Genomic DNA, 19,912 nt, shown 5'->3' on the forward strand with positions numbered 1-19,912 from the left:
ACGGCTAGCGGAGCTGCCGCAGCGCCAGGTTGAGGCGCAGCACGTTCACGCGGGGCTCGCCGAGCAGGCCGAGCTCGCGCCCCTCGACGGAGCGCTCGACGAGCGCCGCCACCTGAGTCGCCGGCAGATTCCTCGCGGTGGCGACGCGCTGGACCTGGGCTCGCGCGTTCTCCGGGCTGATATGAGGATCCAGGCCCGAGCCGCTGGCGGTCACGGCATCGGCCGGCACGTTCCTGCTGTCGCCGAGCCGCTCCCTGATCGCGTTCAGCAAGGTTTCGCTGGTCGGACCCTGTTGCGACGCGGCCGAGGAGGAGGCGTCGTAGGGCGCCGTCGAGGTCGCCGAGGGGCGCGGGTGGAACCACTCGTCGCCCTCGAAGTTCTGACCGATCAGGGCCGAGCCGAGGACGCGGTCGCCCTGGCGGATGAGGCTCCCGCCGGCCTGCTCGGGCATCACGCGGCCGGCGACGGCGGTGACCGCCAGCGGCGCCGCGACGCCCAGCAGCAGCGTGGAGCCGAGCAGCAGCGAGAGAAGGGGGCGCAACATGTTCAGGCAACTCCCAGGAGGGTAAGGATCACGTCGATGATCTTGATGCCCACGAAGGGCGCGACGATCCCGCCGACGCCATAGATCAGCAGGTTCCGCCGCAGCAGCGACGCCGCGCCGACGGGCGCGTAGGACACGCCGCGCAGCGCGAGCGGCACCAGGCTCACGATGATCAACGCATTGAAGATGACGGCGGAGAGGATGGCGCTCTGCGGGCTCGTGAGGTGCATCACGTTCAGCGCCATCAGCCCCGGATACTGCGCGACGAAGATGGCCGGCAGGATCGCGAAGTACTTCGCGACGTCGTTGGCGATGGAGAAGGTCGTCAGCGCGCCGCGCGTGATGAGCAGCTGCTTGCCGATCTCCACCACCTCGATGAGCTTGGTGGGGTCGCTGTCGAGGTCGACCATGTTGCCGGCCTCGCGCGCGGCCTGGGTGCCGGTCTGCATGGCCAGGCCGACATCGGCCTGGGCGAGGGCGGGCGCGTCGTTGGTGCCGTCGCCGGCCATGGCGACGAGGCGGCCTTCGGACTGCTGGGCGCGGATGTAGTCCAGCTTGTCCTGCGGCTTGGCCTCGGCCAGGAAGTCGTCGACCCCCGCTTCCGCCGCGATGGCAGCCGCCGTGAGCCGGTTGTCACCCGTGACCATGACGGTCCGGATGCCCATCCGGCGCAATTCGAGAAATCGCTCGCGGATGCCGGGCTTCACGATGTCCTTCAGCTCGATCGCGCCCAGGATCCGGCCGTCCTTCGCGACGGCCAGCGGCGTGGCGCCGGCGCGGGCGATGCGGTCGATGCCGGCGGCGAGCGCCGGCGTCACAGCCTGCTTCAGCGCCGCCGCCAGGCTGTCCACGGCGCCCTTGCGGTAGGAGCCCTGCGGCAGGTCCATGCCCGAGAGCCGGGTCTGCGCGGTGAAGGGCACGAGGCGCGCCTCGGCCGGCATCGGCGGGGCCACGACGCCGTGCTTGTCCCGCGCGAAGGCGACGATGCTGCGGCCTTCCGGCGTCTCGTCGGCGAGGCTGGCTAGCACGGCGGCCTCGGCCACCTCCTGGATGTTCACGCCGGGCGCCACGATGAAGGAGGCCGCGGCGCGGTTGCCGAAGGTGATGGTGCCGGTCTTGTCCAGCAGCAGCACGTCCACGTCGCCCGCGGCCTCGACGGCGCGGCCGGAGGTGGCCAGCACGTTGAAGCGCACCAGCCGGTCCATGCCGGCGATGCCGATGGCCGAGAGCAGACCGCCGATCGTCGTCGGGATCAGCGTCACCAGCAGGGCCGAGAGCACGACCACGGAGGCCGCGGCGCCGCTATAGGCCGAGAAGCCGACCAGCGTGGCCACGGCGATCAGGAAGACGATCGCCATGCCCGCCAGCAGGATGTCCAGCGCGATCTCGTTCGGCGTCTTCTGGCGCGAGGCGCCCTCCACCATCGCGATCATGCGGTCGAGGAAGGTGCTGCCGGGCTCGGCGGTGATGCGGACGAGGATGCGGTCGCTCACCACCAGGGTGCCGCCGGTGACGGCGCTGCGGTCGCCGCCGGCCTCGCGGATGACGGGCGCGCTCTCGCCGGTGACGGCGCTCTCGTTCACGCTGGCGATGCCCTGCACCACCTCGCCGTCCGAGGGGATGATCTCGCCCGCCGCGACCAGCACGTGGTCGCCGCGGCGCAGCTCCGAGGCCGTGCGCGGCGCCGTGATGGCGAGGTCGGCCGGGTTCGGGACCCAGCGCGCCACCGTCTCGCCGCGCGAGGCGCGGAGCGAGGCGGCGCGGGCCTTGCCGCGGCCCTCGGCGACCGCCTCCGCGAAAGTCGCGAAGAGCACGGTCAGCCAGAGCCAGAGCGCGACGCCGGCCTGGAAGCCCCAGGCCTGGCCGAGCGCGGCGTCGCGGATGGCGAGCAGCGTGACGAGGATGGAGACCACCTCCGTCACGAAGATCACCGGGTTTCGGATGAGGTGCGGCGGGTTGAGCTTTTTGAATGCGTCCCAAACGGCGGCCCGGATGATGGGCCCGTCCAGAAGAGCGGGTGCGGTTGTCATCGTCATGGCTTTCAGAAGGTCGTGCCGGCGATCATCGCGAAGTGTTCCGCGATGGGGCCGAGGGCGAGGGCGGGCAGGTACTGGAGCCCGCCGAGGATCAGGATCACGCCGGCCAGCAGCCCGGCGAAGAGCGGCCCATGGGTGGGCAGCGTGCCCGGGCCTTCCGGCGCGCGCGGCTTGGCCGCCAGGCTGCCGGCGATGGCGAGCACCGGGATCGCATAGGCGAAGCGGCCGAGCATCATCGCGATGCCGAGCGTCGTATTCAGCCAGGGCGTGTCCGCCGTCAGCCCGCCGAAGGCCGAGCCGTTGTTGCCTGCCGCGGAGGTGTAGGCGTAGAGCATCTCGGTCAGGCCGTGCGGGCCGGCATTCGCCAGCGAGGAGGAGCCGATCGCGATGTTCAGCGCGGCGGCGGAAAAGCCCAGGATCACCGCCGGCAGCACCAGCACCGCCAACATGGCGAGCTTGATCTCACGCGCCTGGACCTTCTTGCCGAGATATTCCGGCGTGCGGCCGACCATCAGCCCGGCCACGAAGACGCTCAGCAGCGAGAAGATCACCATGCCGTAGAGGCCCGAGCCCACGCCGCCCGGCACGATCTCGCCGAGCTGGATGAGGAAGAGCGGAATCGCGCCGCCCAGCGGCGTGAAGCTGTCCAGCATCGCGTTCACCGCGCCGCAGGAGGCGCCGGTGGTGGTCGCGGTGAAGAGCGCGGCCAGGGCCTGGCCGAAGCGGACGTCCTTGCCCTCCATGTTGCCGAGCTCGGGCGCGACGCCGGCCGCGAGGTGCAGCGGGTTGCCGCCCGCCTCGGCCGCGTAGATGCCGAGCGTCGCGACCAGCACGAAGCCCACCATCACGGCGAGCAGCGCGCGGCCCTGCCTGACGTCGCCGACGATGCGGCCGAAGGCGACGCAGAGCCCGAAGGGGATCACCACCTGGAGAATGATCTGGAACGCGGTGGCGAGCGCCGAGGGGCCCTCGAAGGGATGCAGCGAGTTCACGCCGAAGAAGCCGCCGCCATTGGTGCCCAGATGCTTGATGGCGAGCTGGAAGCCGACGGGGCCGAGCGGGATGGTCTGCCCGGCGCCGCCCAGTGTCGTCGCCGTGACGCCGGCGTCCAGCGTCTGCGGCACGCCCATCGCGACGAAGGCGAGGCCGGCGACCAGGGCGACCGGCAGCAGCACGTAGAGCGTGACGCGCGTCATGTCCGCCCAGAAATTGCCGAGCTGCTGAAGTCCGCCCCGCACGAAGGCCCGCGCCACTGCGAAGGCGAGCGCAATGCCGGTCGCGGCCGACAGGAAGTTCTGCACCGCGAGGCCGGCCATCTGGCTGAAATGCGACATCGCCGCCTCGCCGGAATAGGCCTGCCAGTTGGTGTTGGTGACGAAGGAGATCGCCGTGTTGAAGGCCAGGAAGGGCGGCACGCCGGCGAAGCCCTGCGGGTTCAGCGGCAGCACGTCCTGCAGCCGCAGGATGGCGTAGAGCAGCGCGAAGCCAGCCGCGTTGAAGGCGAGCATGGCGAGCAGGTAGCGCTGCCAGCTCTGGCCCGCGGGATCCACGCCCGCCGCCCGCAGCAGCGCGCGGTCGAAGGTGGCGAGGAAGCCCAGGCGCCCCTCGGCGATGGCGGCGAGCCATCGCCCGATGGGCACCGCCGCGATCACGGCGATGCCCAGCACGAGCGCGATCTGCGCCCAACCGATGAGGGTCATGTCAGAGACTTTCAGGCCGCAGCAGGGCCCAGAGGAGATAGACGAGCAGGCCGAATGCGACGGCGCCGCCGAGCCACAATTCGAGCGTCATGGTCACACGCGCTCGCAGGCATGAACGTAGAGGGCGAGCACGGCGAAGAGGCCGAGCCCGCCCGAAAGAAGCAGGATGTCCAGCATGGCTGTCCCTATGGGTTCAGGGCGCAGAACATGCCGCCGCGGCGCGTAGCACCGCGATATGGAAGGCGGGGCCGCCGTGTAAGGGCGGCGTAAAGCCAGCGTCCGATCGCTTCAGGCGTCTTCCGCCTGGAGCGTGAATCGGCCGCCAGCGATCACTCGATCTTGATGTCGAGCGCCCGCACCGGCTCTTCCCAGCGCGCGCGGTCTTCGGCGATGAAGCGACCGAAGGCTTCGGGCGCATTGGTGCTGAGCACCGCTGCCTGGGCCCGGAACACCTCCATCACGGCCGGCACGCGCGTGGCCTCCGCGATGGATTGGGCGAGCTTGTTGGCCGCCTCCATCGGCGTCCGCGCCGGGGCGAGCAGGCCGAACCAGTTGCCGCCCTCGACGGCGACTCCGGCCTCGCGCAGCGTCGGCACCTCGGGCAGCAGCGGCACGCGCTCCGCCGAGGAGACCGCCAGGAGCTTCACGCGCCCGTCGCGCGCGGCGGCCTCGGCGCCGCCGGCGGTGAGGAACATGCTGTCCACCTGGCCCGCGATGACGGCCGTGATGCCCGGCGCCTGCCCAGTAAAGGGCGCGTGCAGCGCCTCCAGGCGGGCGGAGCGGAGCAGCAGCTCCATCGTGAGGTGCGAGGTGCTGCCCACGCCCCAGGAGGCGAAGGAGACGCGGCCGGGCTGCGCGCGCAGCTTCGCGAGGAAGCCCGCGAGGTCGGTCACGCCCAGCCCCTGGTTCACCGCCAGCGCGAAGGGCGCGCGGGCGAAGAGGCTGACGGGCTGGAAGTCCGCCGGATTGTAGGCCAGCCGGCGATAGACGAGCGGGTTGATCGCATGGGTCTCGGCATTGCCGAGGATGAGCGTGTGCCCGTCCGGCGCCGAGCGCGCGACGAATTCCGTGCCCAGCGCGCCGGTCGCCCCCGGCCGGTTCTCCACCACGACGGGCTGGCCGAGCGAGCCCGGCATGTGCTGGGCCAGGGCGCGCATGACGACATCGGCCAGGGCGCCCGGCGGCCAGGGCACGATGATGCGCACGGGCCGGTCCGGGAAGGCGGCCAGCGCGGGCGCGGCGAGCGCGGTCGTGCCGGCCATCGTCAGCAGCGCGCGGCGGTTGATGTTCGTGCTCATGGCTTCCTGATCTCCACCCCTGCCCAGTTTTCCAGGATCTTCGCGACGGACGTGAAGTCGCTCTCCTTGCCGTAGGTGGCCGCGGTGACGCCCAGCATCTGGAGCACCGCGCTGCCCACCAGCATCGGGACGCCCATCCCCTCGGCCTCGCTCACGCAGAGGCCGACATCCTTCATCGAGAGGCCCGTGGTGAAGCCGAAATCGAAGCTGCGGGGGATGACGGCGCGCGGGAACTTGTCCTGCGTCGCGGAGTTGCGGCCGCTGCTGGCGTTGATGACCTCGCACATCAGCGCGGGGTCGAGCCCGGCCTTCACGCCCATGGCGATGGCCTCCGACGAGGCGACCAGCGCCGTGGCGGCGAGCATGTTGTTGCAGAGCTTCATCACCTGCGCCGAGCCCGGCTTCTCGCCGCAGAAGAAGGGCTTGCCGAAGACCTTCAGCACCGGCTCCAGCGCGTCGTATTCGCCGCGTGGCCCCGAGACCATCAGCGCCAGCGTGCCGGCGGCCGCGCCGGATTTTCCGCCGCTCACCGGGCAGTCGAAGGTGGTGCGGCCCGCCTCGGCGAAGCCGGCGGCGACCTCGCCGGCGACGCGCGGGCCGGTGGTGGAGAGGTCCACGAAGCAGCGGGCCCGCTGGCCGGCGATCACGCCGTCCGGGCCCAGGGCCACGTCGCGCAGGATGGCCGGGGTGGGGAGGCTGGCAAAGACGAGGTCCGCGCGGTCGCCCACCTCGCGCGGGCTGGCCGCTTCGGTGGCGCCCTTTGCCACCAGCTCGGCGACGATGCCGGGCACCCGGTCGCAGACGACGACCTTGTGGCCGGCCTCGAGCAGCCGGGCCGCCATGCGGCTGCCCATCTGGCCGAGGCCGATGAAACCCAGAACTTCGTCCGTCACGCGCGGCTCTCCCTTTTAGCGATCCTTGGACGGCAGGGCTCTTCAAGCGGACCCGTGCGTCTGTTCACCTTGAAATGATACCGATACCATAAACGCGGCGCGGGTCCTGTCCAGCCTGTCAGGTGCTGCCGCGATGGATGATCTCGAAGCGCAGATCCACCGATATGGCCGCGGAGGAGCGGCCCTGGATGCGGTCCAGCAGCACCTCGGCGCTACGCCGGCCGATCTCGAGCCGCGGCAGCTTGAGCGTGGTGACGGGCGGCACGAGATGGCCGAGCAGGTCGAAATTGTCGAAGGCCGCGATGGCGACCTTGCCGGGCACCGGCCAGCCGCGCCGCGCGCATTCCAGCGAGGCGCCCATGGCCAGCACGTCGCCGGCGAAGAAGATCGCGTCCGGATGGCCGCCGCCCTCCATCAGCCGCAGCAGCGCTTCTGCCCCGGAGGCGAGGCCGGGCGGCATCTCCAGCATCAGCCGCGGGTCGAAGCCGTGGCCCAGCTCCTCCAGGGCCGCCTTGTAGCCGCGCTGGCGGTCGCGGCTGCGCTGGTTTGCGGAAGCGGGCAGGCTGACGAAGGCGATGCGCTGATAACCGAGCCGCGCCAGGTGCTGCGTCATGGCCCGGGACGCGTCGTGGTTCGAGTAGCTCACCACCATGTCGAGCGGCTCCGGCGTCAGCGTGCCGTTCTCCACCACCGGCACGCCGGAGCGCCGGATCATGCTCACCGCGTCGGGCGTGTGCGTGGTGTCGTGCAGGATGAGGCCCGCCACGCGCTGCTCCAGGAAGGCGCGGATCGCGGCTTCCTCGGCCTCGGCGCTGTAGCCGGAATCGGCGATCATGAGCTGGTGGTCATGCCGCCGCAGCACGTCGGAGATGCCCTGGATCGTGCTGGCGAAGAGGGAGTTCTCGATGCTCGGCACCACCAGCCCGATCACCTTGGACCGGCTGGAAGAAAGGCTGCCCGCGACCTTATTGGGCACGTAGCCCACGGCGGCCACCGCCTCGGCGACGCGGGCGCGAACCTCCGGCGAGACCTTGCCCGGATCCATCAGCGCGCGCGAGACGGTCATGGTCGAGACCTGCGCCACGCGCGCCACGTCGCGCATGCGGGCCGCGCCCCTGCGGGTATCGTCGAGGGCCATCGGCAAGGCGCCGTCAGACGGCGCGGACCCAGCCGCCGTCCACGTCCAGGATCGCGCCCTGGACGTAGCTGGCGCCAGGCCCGGCCAGGAAGGCGACGATCTCCGCGATTTCCTCCGGCTCGCCGAAGCGCGCGACGCCGGTGTCGGCGGCCAGTGCCGCGGCGGCCTGCCCGGCGTCGAGGCCACGCTCCTTCATCACCGTCTCGATGCGGCCCGTCAGGCGATCGGTGCGGATGCTGCCCGGGTTCACGCAATTCACGCGCACGCCGTCCCGCACGCCGCGATCGGCCATGGCCTTGGTGAAGTTCATCAGCGCGGCATTGACCGATCCGCCGATGGTGAAGTCCGCGCTGGTGACGCGGCCGCCGACGCCCGCGATCAGCACGGCATTGCCCTGCGCCTTCACCAGATGCGGCCAGGCCGCGCGCAGCAGCCGCACCGCGCCGAAGAGCTTCAGCGCGTAGCCATCCTCCCAGGCGTCGTCGCCCAGCTTGAGGAAATCCCCCCGCTGCGTGGCCCCGGCGCTATGCGCGAAGATGTCGAGTTGGCCGAGCCGCGCGACGGTCTCTTCCACCGCCTTCGCGCAGGATTCCGCGTCGCGCAGGTCGGCCGCGATGGCGATGGCGCCGCGCAGCTTCGCCGCCTCCGCCTGCAGCGCCTCGGCCGAGCGCGCGACCAGCGCCACCTGCGCGCCGCCCGCCGCCAGCCGCCGCGCGATCGCAAGCCCGATGCCGCGGCTCGCGCCGCTGACCAGCGCCACCTTTCCCGAAAGCGCCATCTATTCCATCCGGATATCGGCGGCCCGCACGACGCGGCCGATTTTGTCCACCTCCTCGCGCATGAAGCGCGCGAAGTCGTCGGCGCTGCCCGCGACCACCTCGGCGCCCATGTCGAGCAGCCGCGCGCGCTCGGCGGGCTGGGTGACGATGCTGTTCAGCCCCGCATTCAGCCGCTCCACGATGGGCCGAGGGATCCCGGCGGGGCCGACGAAGGCGTACCACTCGTCGATCACCACGCCCGGCAGCCCGGATTCGGCGACGGTCGGCACGTTCGGCAGATAGGGCGCGCGCTGAGCCGAGGTCACCGCGATGGCCCGGAGCTGGCCGTCCCGCACGAAGGGCAGGGTGGAGCTGGCATTGCCGAACATGAGGTTGAGGTGCCCGCTCACCAGGTCGGTCAGCGCGGGTCCGCCGCCGCGATAGGGCACATGCGTCATCTCCACCCCGGCGGCCAGGGCGAACATGGCGCCCGCGATGTGCACGGAGGTGCCGATGCCCGGCGAGCCGTAGGTGAGGCCGGGATTGCGCTTCGCATGCTCGACCAGGTCGCTCACCGTGCGGATCGGCGAGGACATGGGCACCACCAGGATATCCGCCACCCGGGCCAGCAGCTGGATGGGCGTGAGGTCGCGCAGGGCGTCATAGGGCTGGCGGGAGATCAGCGTGGAGGAGATGACCGTGCTGATCACCATGCCGAAGGTGTGCCCGTCCGGTGCCGAGCGCGCGATCTCGACGGTGCCGATGGCGCCCGAGGCGCCGCTGCGGTTCTCGACCACCACGGGCTGGCCGAAGAGCTCGGACATCTTGGGCTGCAACTGGCGGGCCAGGATGTCGGTGGTGCCGCCCGGCGGGAAGGTCACGACGAGCCGTATGGGCCGCGAAGGAAATCCCTGCGCCGAGGCGAGGGGCGGCGCCGCCAGCGCCAGCCCGCTGCCCAGGAGGCCGCGTCTTCTCATCATTCTGTGCTTCCCTTTCGTTGACGGCCTCCCGCCTCCGGCGGGTTCGGCCGTCATTCCACCCGGATCCGCGCCTCGCGTACCACGCGGCCGATCTTCTCGACATCCTGGGCCATGAAGCTGGCGCAGTCCTCGGCCGTGCCGCCCACCACCTCGACGCCGAGGTCGAGCAGCCGCGCGCGCTCGGCGGGCTGGCCGACGATGCCCATCAGGGCCGAGTTCAGCTTCTCGACCGCCGGCGCCGGCATGCCCGCGGGGCCGAGGCAGGCGTACCACTCGTCGATGGCGAAGCCGGGCAGGCCGGATTCCGCGACGGTCGGCACGTCCGGCAGATAGGGCGCGCGTTGCGCCGAGGTGACGGCGATGGCCCGGAGTGAGCCGTTGCGCACAAAGGGCAGGGTGGAGCCGGCATTGCCGAACATGGTGTGGACATGGCCGGCGACCAGATCCGCCGTGGCCGGCCCGCCGCCGCGATAGGGCACGTGCACCATGTCCACATGGGCCATCAGCTTGAACATCTCGCCGGAGATATGCACGGCCGAGCCGAGGCCCGGCGATGCGAAGGTCAGCGCGCCGGGGCGCCGCTTCGCCGTGTCGATCAGGTCTTGCACCGATCGAATCGGCGAGGAGACGGGCACGGCGAGGATGTTCGCCACGCGCGCGATCAGCAGCAGCGGCGTGAAGTCGCGCAGCGGATCATAGGGCTGCCGAGTGAGCAGCGCGGCGGAGATCACCGTGCTCGTCACCATGCCGAAGACGTGGCCGTCATTGGGCGCGCGGGCGATCTCCGTCGCGCCGATGGCGCCCGAGGCGCCGCCGCGGTTCTCGACGACGACCGGCTGGCCCAGCGCGGCGGAGAGCGGCGGCTGGAGCTGGCGCGCGAGGATGTCCGTCGTGCCGCCCGGCGGCCAGGTCACGATCAGCCGCACGGGCCGGGAGGGAAAGCCTTGCGCCGAGGCCACCGCCGGCATCGCCAGCGCCAGTCCGGCGCCCAGGACGTCACGTCTTTTCATTGTTGCTGTCCTCCCGTGTTGCGTTCTTCTAGCTGGCCGACCAGCCGCCATCCATCGGGATCACGGAGCCGGTGATGTCGCGTCCCGCCTCGCCGCAGAGGAGCGCAGCCATGGCGCCTATCGCCTCGGCCGTGACGAAGCGGCCGCTGGGCTGCTTGCCGGCGAGGAAGCGGGCGCTGGCCGCCTCATGGTCGATGCCGGCGGAGTCCATCGTCGCGCGGATGCGGCTCTCGATATTGGGCGTAAGGGTGGAGCCGGCGCAGATGGCGTTGCAGGTGACGCCGCTCTGCGCCGTCTCCAGCGCGACGGCGCGCGTCAGGCCGATCAGCGCGGTCTTGGTGACGACGTAGCCGACGCGGCCGGTCGCGCCGATCAGCCCGTAGATCGAGGACATGTTGACGATGCGCCCCCAGCCGCGCGCCTTCATGCCGGGCAGGGCGAGGCGGCAGAGGTGGAAGGGCGCGGAGAGGTTGACCGCGAGGTCCTTCTCCCAATCCGCCCGCGGCGTCTCCTCGACGAGGCCGAAATGCCGGATGGCGGCGTTGTTCACGAGGATGTCGACGGGGCCGAGGCGCGCCATCATGGCCTCGATGCCGGCGGGATCGGCGAGATCGGTGGCGTCGAAGCGCGCCTGGACGCCCTGGCGCTCGATGCCGGCCAGGGACGGCGCGGCCTCCCCGGCGGAGGCGAGACCATGCAGGATCACGTCGCAGCCCTGGCTGGCGAGCGCCGTGGCGACCGCGAGGCCGATGCCGCCGACCGAGCCCGTGACGAGGGCGACGCGGCCGCGCAGGCCACTTCCGACCCGCGAGGACGCCATTTCTGTGACCGATACCATCCATGGAAGCTAATCTGCGCAAAGGCTTTGCCGCAAGGCCGGTGCGGACGGGTTTACTGGGCAGAGGGTCTGCGTTACCGATACCAGGAATGGCGCGGCCCCGAGCCCGCGCGCTTCGGGAAGGGATCTCCATGCTCGCCTCACGCCGATCGCTGGCCCTGGGCGCCGCGGTGCTCGCCGCTCCGGCCCTGGCCCAATCCTGGCCGCAACGCCCCGCGCGCCTCATCGTGCCCTATGCGCCCGGTGGCGGCACCGACGTCTTCGCGCGCGCCCTGGCCGAGGGGCTTCGGCCGCTGCTCGGCCAGCCGGTGCTGGTCGAGAACCGCGCTGGCGCGAGCGGCATCGTGGGCTCCGAGGTGGTGGCCCGCGCCGAGCCGGACGGCCAGGTCTTCCTCGTCGACACCGGCAGCCACGCGCTCAACCCCCATGTGATGCCGAGCCTGCCCTACAACACGCAGCGCGACTTCACGCCCGTCGCGCTGCTCTCGCGCTTTCCCATGCTGCTCGCGGCCGGCGCGACCCAGCCCTTCCGGACGGCGATGGAGCTCGTCGCGGCGGCGAAGGCGGCGCCCGGCACCATCGGCTTCGGCACCTCGGACGCGGCGATCTCCTATGCGGGGAACCTCTTCGCGCGGCTCGCGGGCATCCAGATGGTGGAGGTCTCCTACCGCGGCGCCGGACCCATGCTGAACGACCTGATCGCGGGCCATCTGCCGACGAGCTGGAACAGCACCGTCGCGGCCCTGCCGCATATCCAGTCCGGCCGGATCCGCGCGCTCGGCGTCTCGACCAGGGAGCGGACGGCGCTGCTGCCCGAGGTGCCCACCCTCGCGGAGGCGGGAATCGCCGGCTACGAGTTCGCCGGCTGGTACGGGATGCTGGGCCCCGCGAACCTGCCCACTTCTATCGCCGCACGGATGGGCGCCGCCATCGAGGAGGCGCTGCGCGACCCCGCCATCCGCCAGCGCCTGCTGGGCATCGGCGCCGACCTCAAGCCGCTGGGGCCCGACGAGTTCCGCACCTTCCTCGGCGAGGAGGAGGCCCGCTGGTCAAGGGCCGCGCGCGAGGGTCTGATCGTCCGCGCGCAATAGGAGGGAATCGACATGAGCACGGGTTTCGCCAGCGAGGTGCTGGGCCGCTTCGTCGCGGAGTCGCGGTGGGACGACATCGCGCCCGTGCTGCGGCAGGAGGCGAAGCGCTCCATCCTGAACAATCTGGGCTGCGGGCTCGGCGTGGCGAAGGATCCGGCGGTGACGACGGCGCTCGCCGTGATGCGCAACTTTTCCGGCGCGCCGGTCGCCACCGTGATCGGGCAGGGCGTGAAGCTCGACCCGATGGCGGCGTCCTTCGTGAACGCCATCGCCTGCAACCTGCTGGATTACGACGACACGCATCTCCAGACGGTCATCCACCCGACCGCGCCCGTGGCGCCGGCGCTTCTCGCGCTGGCCGAGCAGCGCGGCTTCCCGGGCGCGGCCGTGCTGCACGCCTTCCTGCTGGGCGGCGAGGTGGAGTGCCGCATCGGCAACGCCGTCTCGCCGGGGCATTACGCGCGCGGCTGGCATATCACCTCCACCTGCGGGACCTTCGGGGCGGCGGCGGGCTGCGCGAAGCTGCTCGGGCTTTCGGCCGAGCAGACGGCGCATGCCATCGGCATCGCGGCCTCGCAGGCGGCGGGCCTCGTCGAGAACCTGCCGACGGCGGCGAAGAATGTCGGCGTCGGCAATGCGCCGCGCAACGGCATCCTGGCCGCGCTGCTGGCCGAGCAGGGCTACAAGGCCGCGCCGGCCTCCATCGAGGGGCCGCTCGGCTTCGCGCGCGCCACGGGCGACGCGCCGGACCTTGCGCAGATCACGGAGGGGCTCGGCGCCCGCTGGGAGATCGCGCGGAACACCTACAAGCCCTATCCGGCCGGCATCGTCTTCCATGCCGTCATCGATGCCGCCCTCGCACTCCGCGAGGAGCTGAGCGCCGCGCCGGATTCCATCGCCTCCGTCACCGTCGCCGGCGATGCGCTGCTGCTGGCCCGGGGCGACCGCGTGGTGAACAACGAGCGTGACGCGCGTGTGAGCATCCACCACGGCGCCGCGCTCGGGCTGGTGCGCGGTCGCGCCGGTGTGGCGGATTTCGAGATGCCGGCGGTGACCGATCCCGCCCTGGCCGCCTTCCGCGCCAAGGTGGCGGCGAAGCTGGACGAATCCCTGCCGCGCGGCGCCGCGAGGGTCACGCTGCGCCTCGCGGACGGCCGCGAGTTCCAGCGCACGGTCCTCCATCCGCGCGGCAGCTTCGAGCGGCCGATGAGCGATGCGGAGCTGGAGGGGAAGTTCCGCGACAATGCGGCGATCGGCGGCTTCCACGCCCGCGCGGATGCGGGCATCGCGGCGCTCTCGGGTCTGGACGGCGCGCCCGACGTGACCCGGCTCATGGCCAGCCTGGCTTAGGCGGGCAGGGCGGCTAAGCGCCGCCTCTCGCGTGGTCGAAGGTCACGGATTTGACCATCGCCCAGAGGCCGAGCCCCGGCGTGAGTCCGAGGCGCTCCATCGCGTCCCGCGTGACGCGCGCCAGAAGTGCAGTCTCGCCGATCGCGAGGTGAAGAAAGACCTCGTGCGGCGACCCCGTGGGCGTGATGGAGCGCAGCACCGCCGGCAGCACGTTCTGCATCGAGATGCCCTCCGGCGGCGTGAGCGCCACCGAGACGTCGCGCGCGCGCAGCCGCAGCCGCAGCCGCGTGCCCACCGGCTCGGGATTCAGCGGCGCGAGCAGGCTGCCCCCGGCGAAGTCGAAGCGCGTCAGGCCACGTGCCGCGTCCTGCGCCGCGATGGTGCAGGGGATCACCACGCCCGCGTCGCGCCGCGCGGCGAGCGGCAGGTCGGTGCGGGCGGTCAGCTCCTCGACGCTGCCGGCCGCGAGGACGCGGCCCGCCTCCATCAGCACGAGGCGGTCGGCCAGCGCATCCACCTCGTCCAGCGCATGGGTGACGTAGAGGATCGGCAGCCGCGCCGCCTCGCGCAGCCGGGCGAGGAAGGGGAGGATCTCGGCGCGGCGCGCGGCGTCCAGCGCAGCCAGCGGCTCGTCCATCAGCAGCAGCCGGGGCCGCATGAGCAGCGCGCGGCCCAACGCCACGCGCTGGCGCTCGCCGCCGGAGAGCCGGGCCGGGCGGCGGTCCAGCAGGGGCGCGATGCCGAGCAGGTCCAGCACCTCCTCGAAGCCGGGGCCGGCGGCTCCGGCCGGCGCGCGGCGCAGGCCGTAGCGCAGGTTGCCCGCCACGCTCATATGCGGAAACAGCCGCGCGTCCTGGAAGACCAGCCCGCAGCGGCGGCGCTCGGGCGGCAGCATGAGGCCGCGCGCCGTGTCGAGCAGCTTCTCGCCGTCGAGGAGGATGCGTCCCTCCTGCGGCCGCAGCAACCCGGCGACGGCGTTGAGCACGGTGCTCTTGCCGCAGCCCGAGGGGCCGAACAGCGCGGTCACGCCTTCCGGCGCGGCCGTGAAGGCCATGTCGAGCGCGAAGCCGCGGAAGCCATGCCGCAGCGCGACCTCCAGCATCAGAAGCGTCCCAGCAGACGGTGCATGCGCCGGGCGATGAGCTCGGCCAGCATCAGGCCGGCGAGCGCCAGCGCGAAGGAGATCAGCGCGAGCCGCGCCGCCACGGGCTCCCCGCCGGGAGTCTGCGTGGCCGCATAGATGGCGAGCGGCAGGGTCTGCGTCTCGCCGGGGATGTTCGAGGCGAAGGTGATGACGGCGCCGAACTCGCCGAGCCCGGCCGCGAAGGCCGTCACCGCGCCGGCCAGGATGCCGGGCGACATCAGCGGCAGGGTGACGGTGAGGAAGCGGTCGACGGGTCGCGCGCCGAGCGTGCTCGCCGCCGCCTCCAGGCCGGGATCGACCTGCTCCAGCCCGAGCCGCACCGCGCGCACGATCAGCGGGAAGGACATGACGGCCGTGGCGAGCGCGGCGCCGCCGGTCGTGAAGACGAGGCGGATGCCGAACCACTCCATCAGCGGCGCGCCGATCGGTCCCCGGACGCCGAAGAGCAGCAGCAGCGCCCAGCCCACCACCACCGGCGGCACGACAAGCGGCAGGTGGACGAGGGCGTCGAGCAGGAAGCGGCCCGGAAAGCGCCCGCGCGTCAGCAGCCAGGCGATGCCGATCGCGGGCAGCAGCGAGACCAGCACGGAGCGGGAGGCGACGTCGAGGCTGAGGCGAACGGCCTGCCATTCCTCGGCGCTGAGCTGGATCATGTAACCGTTATAGTCGGCCAAAAATATCGGGGGCAAGCGCCCGCCGCCCGGGCGCTAAACCAACAAGGCGAAGCTGCCGCTCGCGAGCAGCACGGCCATGGCGAAGGGCTTGTAGAGGCGGATCGGGACCACGTGGAACAGCCCCGCGCCGATGCGGACGCAGAGCATCTGGATGGGCAGGATCCAGACGACCTTCGCCAGCACCGCCCAGGTGAAGAGCCCGCCCAGGGCAGGGCCCAGCACCGAGACGATGGCGATCAGCCCGAAGAAGAGGATCAGGTTCGCGCGGTGCTGCCGGGCCTCCTCGGGGCCGGAAAGGAGATAGAGGATCACCGGCGGCCCGCTCATGCCCGTGGCGCCCTTCAGCAGGCCCGCCGAGGTGCCGACGGCGACGTTCAGCGGCAGCGGGCGGGTCCCGTGGTAGCGCCAGCCGGACATCAGCAAAGCCCCGAAGACCAGCACGAAGCCGCCGATGAAGCGGCGCAGCAGGTCGGGATCGGCGGCGAGCAGGACGAAGGTGCCGATGGGCGTCGCCAGGCAGGCGGCGCCGCCGATCGGCAGGATCACCCGGCGGTCCGCATCCTTGAAGGCGCGCGGGAGGAGCTGGATCGAGACCACCAGCTCCAGCAGCAGCAGCACGGGCACGCCGGCGCGCGGCTCCCAGAGCGCGGAATAGACGGGGGCGAGGATGATCGCAGTGCCGAAGCCGGCATAGCCGCGCATCAGCCCGGCAATGGCGGTGGCGAAGAGGGCCGCCCAGAGCTGCCAGCTGCCGGGCAGGGCCAGGACGGCGGCCAGGAAGTCGCTCAATCCCCGACAGGCTCCAGCGTGACCACCGCGAGGTTCAGCAGAAGCTTTCCGGCGTGCTCGAAATTCACGGTGACGCGGTTGCCGATCACGGACTGCACCTGGCCGAGGCCCCAATCCGGCCGGTCGGGCTGGCGCACGCGCATCCCCGGCTCGATCTCGCTCACCTGGCGTCCTCCGCTTCTCCCTCCCTTGAACTGCAATCGGGGCGCCGTGGGAAGATGCCCGCCCGAAAGGGCGGTGACGGGCCATCCTGGAGCCTAAAGAATCCGGCAACCCTCGCGGTGCTAGGGGAGGTGAGGCACGGTCACGGGTGCCGGCCGGTTCTGGCCTGGATCTTGCGCGGGAATGCTTTGCTTGGGCCACCCCCGGGGCCCGTTCAGATGGAAGAGAACCTTTTCATGTCGACCGACCCGCGCCTCGCCGAGCTGCTCGCCTCGCGGATCTGCCACGACCTCGGATCGCCGGTTGCCAGCATCACGGCCCTGCTGCCCCAGGCGGCCGATCCCGCCGCGCACGAGATCCTGGCCGAGACGACGGTGGAGCTCGGGGCGCGGCTGAAGCTCTTCTCCGCGGCCTTCGGCGCCAGCGACGAGCTGGCCTGGGGCGATCTGGCGCCGCTGCTGCTGGGTGCGCCGATGGCCCACCGCGTGCGGTTCGAGGTGGCGGAAGCCGTGGGACAGCTGCAGCCCGGGCGCGTCCGGCTGCTGCTGGCGGCCGCGCTCCTGGCCGCCGAGGCGCTGCCGCGGGGCGGCGCCGTGCGGATCTCCCGCGATCCGGACGGCTCCGTGGCGCTCCTGCCCGAGGGACGGGACGCTCAATGGTCGCCCACGCTGGTCCGGCTGCTCTCCGGCGGCAGCATGGAGATGGCAATCGCCGAAGGGCCGCGTCGCGTCCTGGCGCCCTGGGTTGTGGCCCAGGCCGCCGCCGAGGGGGCCGAGCTGGGCTTGGCCCTGTCGGCCGCCATCGCGATGCCGCCGCTGCTGATCGGCGGCTGATTCTCGGCCTGCCTCGCAAATTGCAGCGCGAATTCCGGCGCCGCCTTTACCCTTTCTTCGGAACCCGCGGCCCATCCTTCGAGCCGACGCCCCCGGTCGGGCGCCGCATCGAAGGGACCGCCGATGGACGACCTGCTCGCCGATTTCCTGACCGAGACGAACGAGGGACTCGCCAGCCTGGACGCGGCGCTGCTGCAGCTGGAGCGGAACCCGGCGAACAGCGCCGTCCTTTCGGAGGTCTTCCGGACGGTCCACACCATCAAGGGCACCTGCGGCTTCCTCGGCCTGCCGCGCCTCGAGGGCGTCGCGCATGCCGCCGAGAACGTGCTTGGCCTGTGGCGCGACGGGACCCTGCCGGTCACCCGGGGCGGAGTCACGCTGATCCTCTCCGCGGCGGACCGCATCAAGCAGATCGTGGCCGGGCTCGAGGCCATGGGCAGCGAGCCCGCCGGCGACGACGCGCCGCTGAAGGCCGCACTGGACGCGGCTGCCGCGGGTGAGGCGCCCCCCAAGGCGGCCGTCCAGGCGGAGGCGCGGGCGCCCGTGGCGATGGAGGCGCTGATCGCTGCCGAGGCGCCAGCCGCTGCGCCGCCCGACGCGGCACCCGAGATTTCCGCGGGTGGCGTCAATGCGCCGCAGACCATCCGCGTCGCCGTGGACGTGCTGGAGGATCTGATGGTCCTGGTCAGCGAGCTGGTGCTGACGCGCAACCAGCTCCTGCAGCTCGCCCGCTCCGAGGAGAACGCGGCCTTCGCCGTGCCGCTGCAGCGCCTGTCGCAGATCACCTCGGATCTGCAGGACGGCGTGATGAAGACGCGCATGCAGCCCATCGGCAATGCCTGGGCGAAGCTGCCGCGCCTCGTGCGCGACCTTTCCAACGACCTGGGCAAGCGCATCGAGCTCGACATGCGCGGCGCCGACACCGAGCTGGATCGCCAGGTGATGGAACTCATCAAGGACCCGCTGACGCATATGGTCCGCAACAGCGCCGATCACGGGCTGGAGACGCCCGAGCAGCGCCGCGCCGGGGGCAAGAGCGAGACCGGCCGCATCCTGCTCAACGCCTTCCACGAGGGGGGCCATATCGTGCTGGAGATCGGCGACGATGGGCGCGGGCTGAACACCGAGCGGATCAAGGCGAAGGTGGTGGCGCAGGGCCTCGCGACCGAGGCCGAGCTCGCCACCATGAGCGACCGCGAGATCCATCGCTTCATCTTCCGCGCCGGCTTCTCGACGGCGGCCGAGGTCACCTCGGTCTCGGGCCGCGGCGTCGGCATGGATGTGGTGAAGACCAATATCGAGCGCATCGGCGGCATCGTGGATCTCCGCTCGCGCGAGCACCGCGGCACCACCTTCACCATCAAGATCCCGCTCACCCTGGCCATCGCGGCGGCGCTGATCGTCGAGGCGGGCGGCGAGCGCTTCGCCATCCCGCAGGCGGGCGTGCTGGAGCTGGTGCGCGTGGGCTCCGGCGACGGGCCGAAGGTGGAGCTGATCAAGGAGGCGCCGGTGCTGCGCCTGCGCGACCAGCTCCTGCCGCTCATCCCGTTGAAGCGCCTGCTGCGCCTCGAGACGGAGGCGGAAAAGCCCGATGCCGAGAGCTTCGTGGTCGTGACGCAGCTGGGCTCGCAGCTCTTCGGCATCGTCGTGGACCGGGTCTTCGACACGGAGGAGATCGTGGTGAAGCCGGTGGCGCCGATCCTGCGGCACATCACCATCTTCTCGGGGAACACGATCCTGGGCGACGGCAGCGTGATCATGATCCTCGATCCCAGCGGAATCGCGCGCGCCACCGGCCTCGGCGTCGAGACCGCCGCGGACAATGGCGCGATGCAGGCCCAGAGCAGCCGCCATCTGGGCCGCCACACTTCGCTGCTGCTTTTCCGGGCCGGGGAGGGGGCGCCCAAGGCGGTGCCGCTCTCGCTGGTGGCGCGGCTGGAGAACCTGGAGGCTGCGCGCATCGAGCGCGCGGGCGACAGCCTGGTGGTGCAGTATCGCGGCAGCCTGATGCCGCTGGTGCCGCTGCACGGCCTCATGGCGCTGCCGGAAGCCGGCAGCCAGGCCGTCCTGGTCTTCGGCGACGGCGTGCGCGCCATGGGCCTGATGGTGGATGAGATCCTCGACGTGGTGGACGCGTCGCTGGACATGGACACGGCCGGCGTCCGGCCGGGCTTCCTCGGCAGCTGCGTGGTGGCCGGCAAGGTCACGGAGATTCTCGACACCGCCTTCTGGCTCAAGCGGGGCCAGGCGGACTGGTTCGAGCCGGCCACGGCCGGCGGCGGCCGGCCGAGCGTGCTGATCGTCGAGGACAGCGGCTTCTTCCGCAACCTGATCGTGCCCTCGGTGATCGCGGCTGGCTTCGACGTCACGACGGTCGTGAACGGCCGCGAGGCGCTGCGCCTGCGCGATGCGGGCGAGCGCTTCGACGTCATCGTCTCCGACATCAACATGCCGGAGCTCGACGGCTTCGGCCTGGCCCGCGCGGTGCGCGAGGGCGGGATCTGGGCCGACCTGCCGATGATCGCGCTCTCCGGCCGGTCCGAGCCGCGCGATGTGGAGCGCGGCCGCGCCGCCGGCTTCAGCGACTACATCGCCAAGTTCGACCGCGAAGCGCTGCTCACCAGCCTGCAGCAATGCCTGCAGCCGGCGCTCGTGCGCTGACCGGAGGAACATC

19 protein-coding genes are annotated in these 19,912 nt (G+C 71.7%); 4 read left to right on the forward strand and 15 right to left on the reverse strand.

From position 1 onward, the window contains the following. Window positions 1-4: 4 nt before the first annotated feature. From kdpC to EJV46_RS11440, 11 genes are all read right to left on the reverse strand, one after another. Window positions 5-544, reverse strand: coding sequence for a potassium-transporting ATPase subunit KdpC (kdpC, locus tag EJV46_RS11390; protein ID WP_131548783.1), 540 nt, complete (start codon window positions 542-544; stop codon window positions 5-7). Window positions 545-546: 2 nt separating this feature from the next. Next, window positions 547-2,580, reverse strand: a complete 2,034-nt coding sequence (gene kdpB / locus EJV46_RS11395; protein ID WP_131548784.1) for a potassium-transporting ATPase subunit KdpB — start codon at window positions 2,578-2,580, stop codon at window positions 547-549. 5 nt (window positions 2,581-2,585) lie between these two features. Then, window positions 2,586-4,280, reverse strand: coding sequence for a potassium-transporting ATPase subunit KdpA (gene kdpA / locus EJV46_RS11400; protein WP_131548785.1), 1,695 nt, complete (start codon window positions 4,278-4,280; stop codon window positions 2,586-2,588). Between the two features lies 1 nt (window position 4,281). Further along, entirely contained in the window at window positions 4,282-4,371 is a 90-nt protein-coding gene (gene kdpF, locus EJV46_RS11405; RefSeq protein ID WP_131548786.1) for a K(+)-transporting ATPase subunit F, read from the reverse strand. A gap of 238 nt (window positions 4,372-4,609) precedes the next feature. Continuing rightward, on the reverse strand, window positions 4,610-5,578 hold the full coding sequence (locus tag EJV46_RS11410; protein ID WP_131548787.1) for a tripartite tricarboxylate transporter substrate binding protein: 969 nt from the start codon (window positions 5,576-5,578) through the stop codon (window positions 4,610-4,612). Further along, window positions 5,575-6,471, reverse strand: a complete 897-nt coding sequence (locus EJV46_RS11415) for an NAD(P)-dependent oxidoreductase (protein ID WP_131548788.1) — start codon at window positions 6,469-6,471, stop codon at window positions 5,575-5,577. Before EJV46_RS11415 ends, EJV46_RS11410 begins: the two co-directional genes overlap by 4 nt. A 118-nt stretch (window positions 6,472-6,589) precedes the next feature. Beyond that, the gene (locus EJV46_RS11420; RefSeq protein WP_131548789.1) at window positions 6,590-7,609 is read right to left on the reverse strand and encodes a LacI family DNA-binding transcriptional regulator; all 1,020 of its coding nucleotides are present in this window, start codon (window positions 7,607-7,609) and stop codon (window positions 6,590-6,592) included. Between the two features lie 13 nt (window positions 7,610-7,622). Continuing rightward, window positions 7,623-8,387 (reverse strand): SDR family oxidoreductase, encoded by a 765-nt coding sequence (locus EJV46_RS11425; protein ID WP_131548790.1) that lies wholly within the window; start codon window positions 8,385-8,387, stop codon window positions 7,623-7,625. Next, window positions 8,388-9,347 (reverse strand): tripartite tricarboxylate transporter substrate binding protein, encoded by a 960-nt coding sequence (locus tag EJV46_RS11430; RefSeq protein WP_165585485.1) that lies wholly within the window; start codon window positions 9,345-9,347, stop codon window positions 8,388-8,390. A 50-nt stretch (window positions 9,348-9,397) separates the two neighbouring features. Further along, entirely contained in the window at window positions 9,398-10,357 is a 960-nt protein-coding gene (locus EJV46_RS11435) for a tripartite tricarboxylate transporter substrate binding protein (RefSeq protein ID WP_165585486.1), read from the reverse strand. Between the two features lie 28 nt (window positions 10,358-10,385). Beyond that, window positions 10,386-11,177: an SDR family NAD(P)-dependent oxidoreductase gene (locus tag EJV46_RS11440; protein WP_131549328.1), complete on the reverse strand. Its 792-nt coding sequence runs from the start codon at window positions 11,175-11,177 to the stop codon at window positions 10,386-10,388. A gap of 149 nt (window positions 11,178-11,326) precedes the next feature. On the opposite strand from EJV46_RS11440, the gene EJV46_RS11445 reads away from it, so the two are divergent. Both EJV46_RS11445 and EJV46_RS11450 read left to right on the forward strand, forming a co-directional pair. Further along, a complete protein-coding gene (locus EJV46_RS11445) occupies window positions 11,327-12,286 on the forward strand; it encodes a tripartite tricarboxylate transporter substrate binding protein (protein WP_165585487.1) in 960 nt (319 codons plus the stop codon). Window positions 12,287-12,298: 12 nt separating this feature from the next. Next, window positions 12,299-13,636, forward strand: coding sequence for an MmgE/PrpD family protein (locus EJV46_RS11450; protein ID WP_131548794.1), 1,338 nt, complete (start codon window positions 12,299-12,301; stop codon window positions 13,634-13,636). A gap of 13 nt (window positions 13,637-13,649) precedes the next feature. Here EJV46_RS11450 and modC read toward each other — a convergent pair whose 3' ends face one another. The 4 genes from modC to EJV46_RS11470 are packed head-to-tail and all read right to left on the reverse strand — an operon-like array spanning window position 13,650 to window position 16,386. Next, window positions 13,650-14,738, reverse strand: coding sequence for a molybdenum ABC transporter ATP-binding protein (gene modC, locus EJV46_RS11455; RefSeq protein WP_131548795.1), 1,089 nt, complete (start codon window positions 14,736-14,738; stop codon window positions 13,650-13,652). Beyond that, on the reverse strand, window positions 14,738-15,433 hold the full coding sequence (gene modB / locus EJV46_RS11460) for a molybdate ABC transporter permease subunit (protein WP_131548796.1): 696 nt from the start codon (window positions 15,431-15,433) through the stop codon (window positions 14,738-14,740). The genes modC and modB overlap by 1 nt, the downstream gene beginning before the upstream one ends. A gap of 54 nt (window positions 15,434-15,487) precedes the next feature. Beyond that, the gene (locus EJV46_RS11465; protein WP_240782518.1) at window positions 15,488-16,243 is read right to left on the reverse strand and encodes a sulfite exporter TauE/SafE family protein; all 756 of its coding nucleotides are present in this window, start codon (window positions 16,241-16,243) and stop codon (window positions 15,488-15,490) included. Continuing rightward, on the reverse strand, window positions 16,240-16,386 hold the full coding sequence (locus EJV46_RS11470; RefSeq protein ID WP_131549330.1) for a DUF3553 domain-containing protein: 147 nt from the start codon (window positions 16,384-16,386) through the stop codon (window positions 16,240-16,242). The genes EJV46_RS11465 and EJV46_RS11470 overlap by 4 nt, the downstream gene beginning before the upstream one ends. Window positions 16,387-16,641: 255 nt before the next feature. Here EJV46_RS11470 and EJV46_RS11475 point away from each other — a divergent pair, with 255 nt between their 5' ends. Continuing rightward, window positions 16,642-17,238: a histidine phosphotransferase family protein gene (locus EJV46_RS11475; RefSeq protein WP_165585488.1), complete on the forward strand. Its 597-nt coding sequence runs from the start codon at window positions 16,642-16,644 to the stop codon at window positions 17,236-17,238. Between the two features lie 123 nt (window positions 17,239-17,361). Next, entirely contained in the window at window positions 17,362-19,899 is a 2,538-nt protein-coding gene (locus tag EJV46_RS11480; protein WP_131548798.1) for a chemotaxis protein CheW, read from the forward strand. Window positions 19,900-19,912: the final 13 nt, after the last annotated feature.

This window comes from Roseococcus sp. SYP-B2431 (genome assembly GCF_004336745.1).
Lineage (GTDB): Bacteria > Pseudomonadota > Alphaproteobacteria > Acetobacterales > Acetobacteraceae > Roseococcus.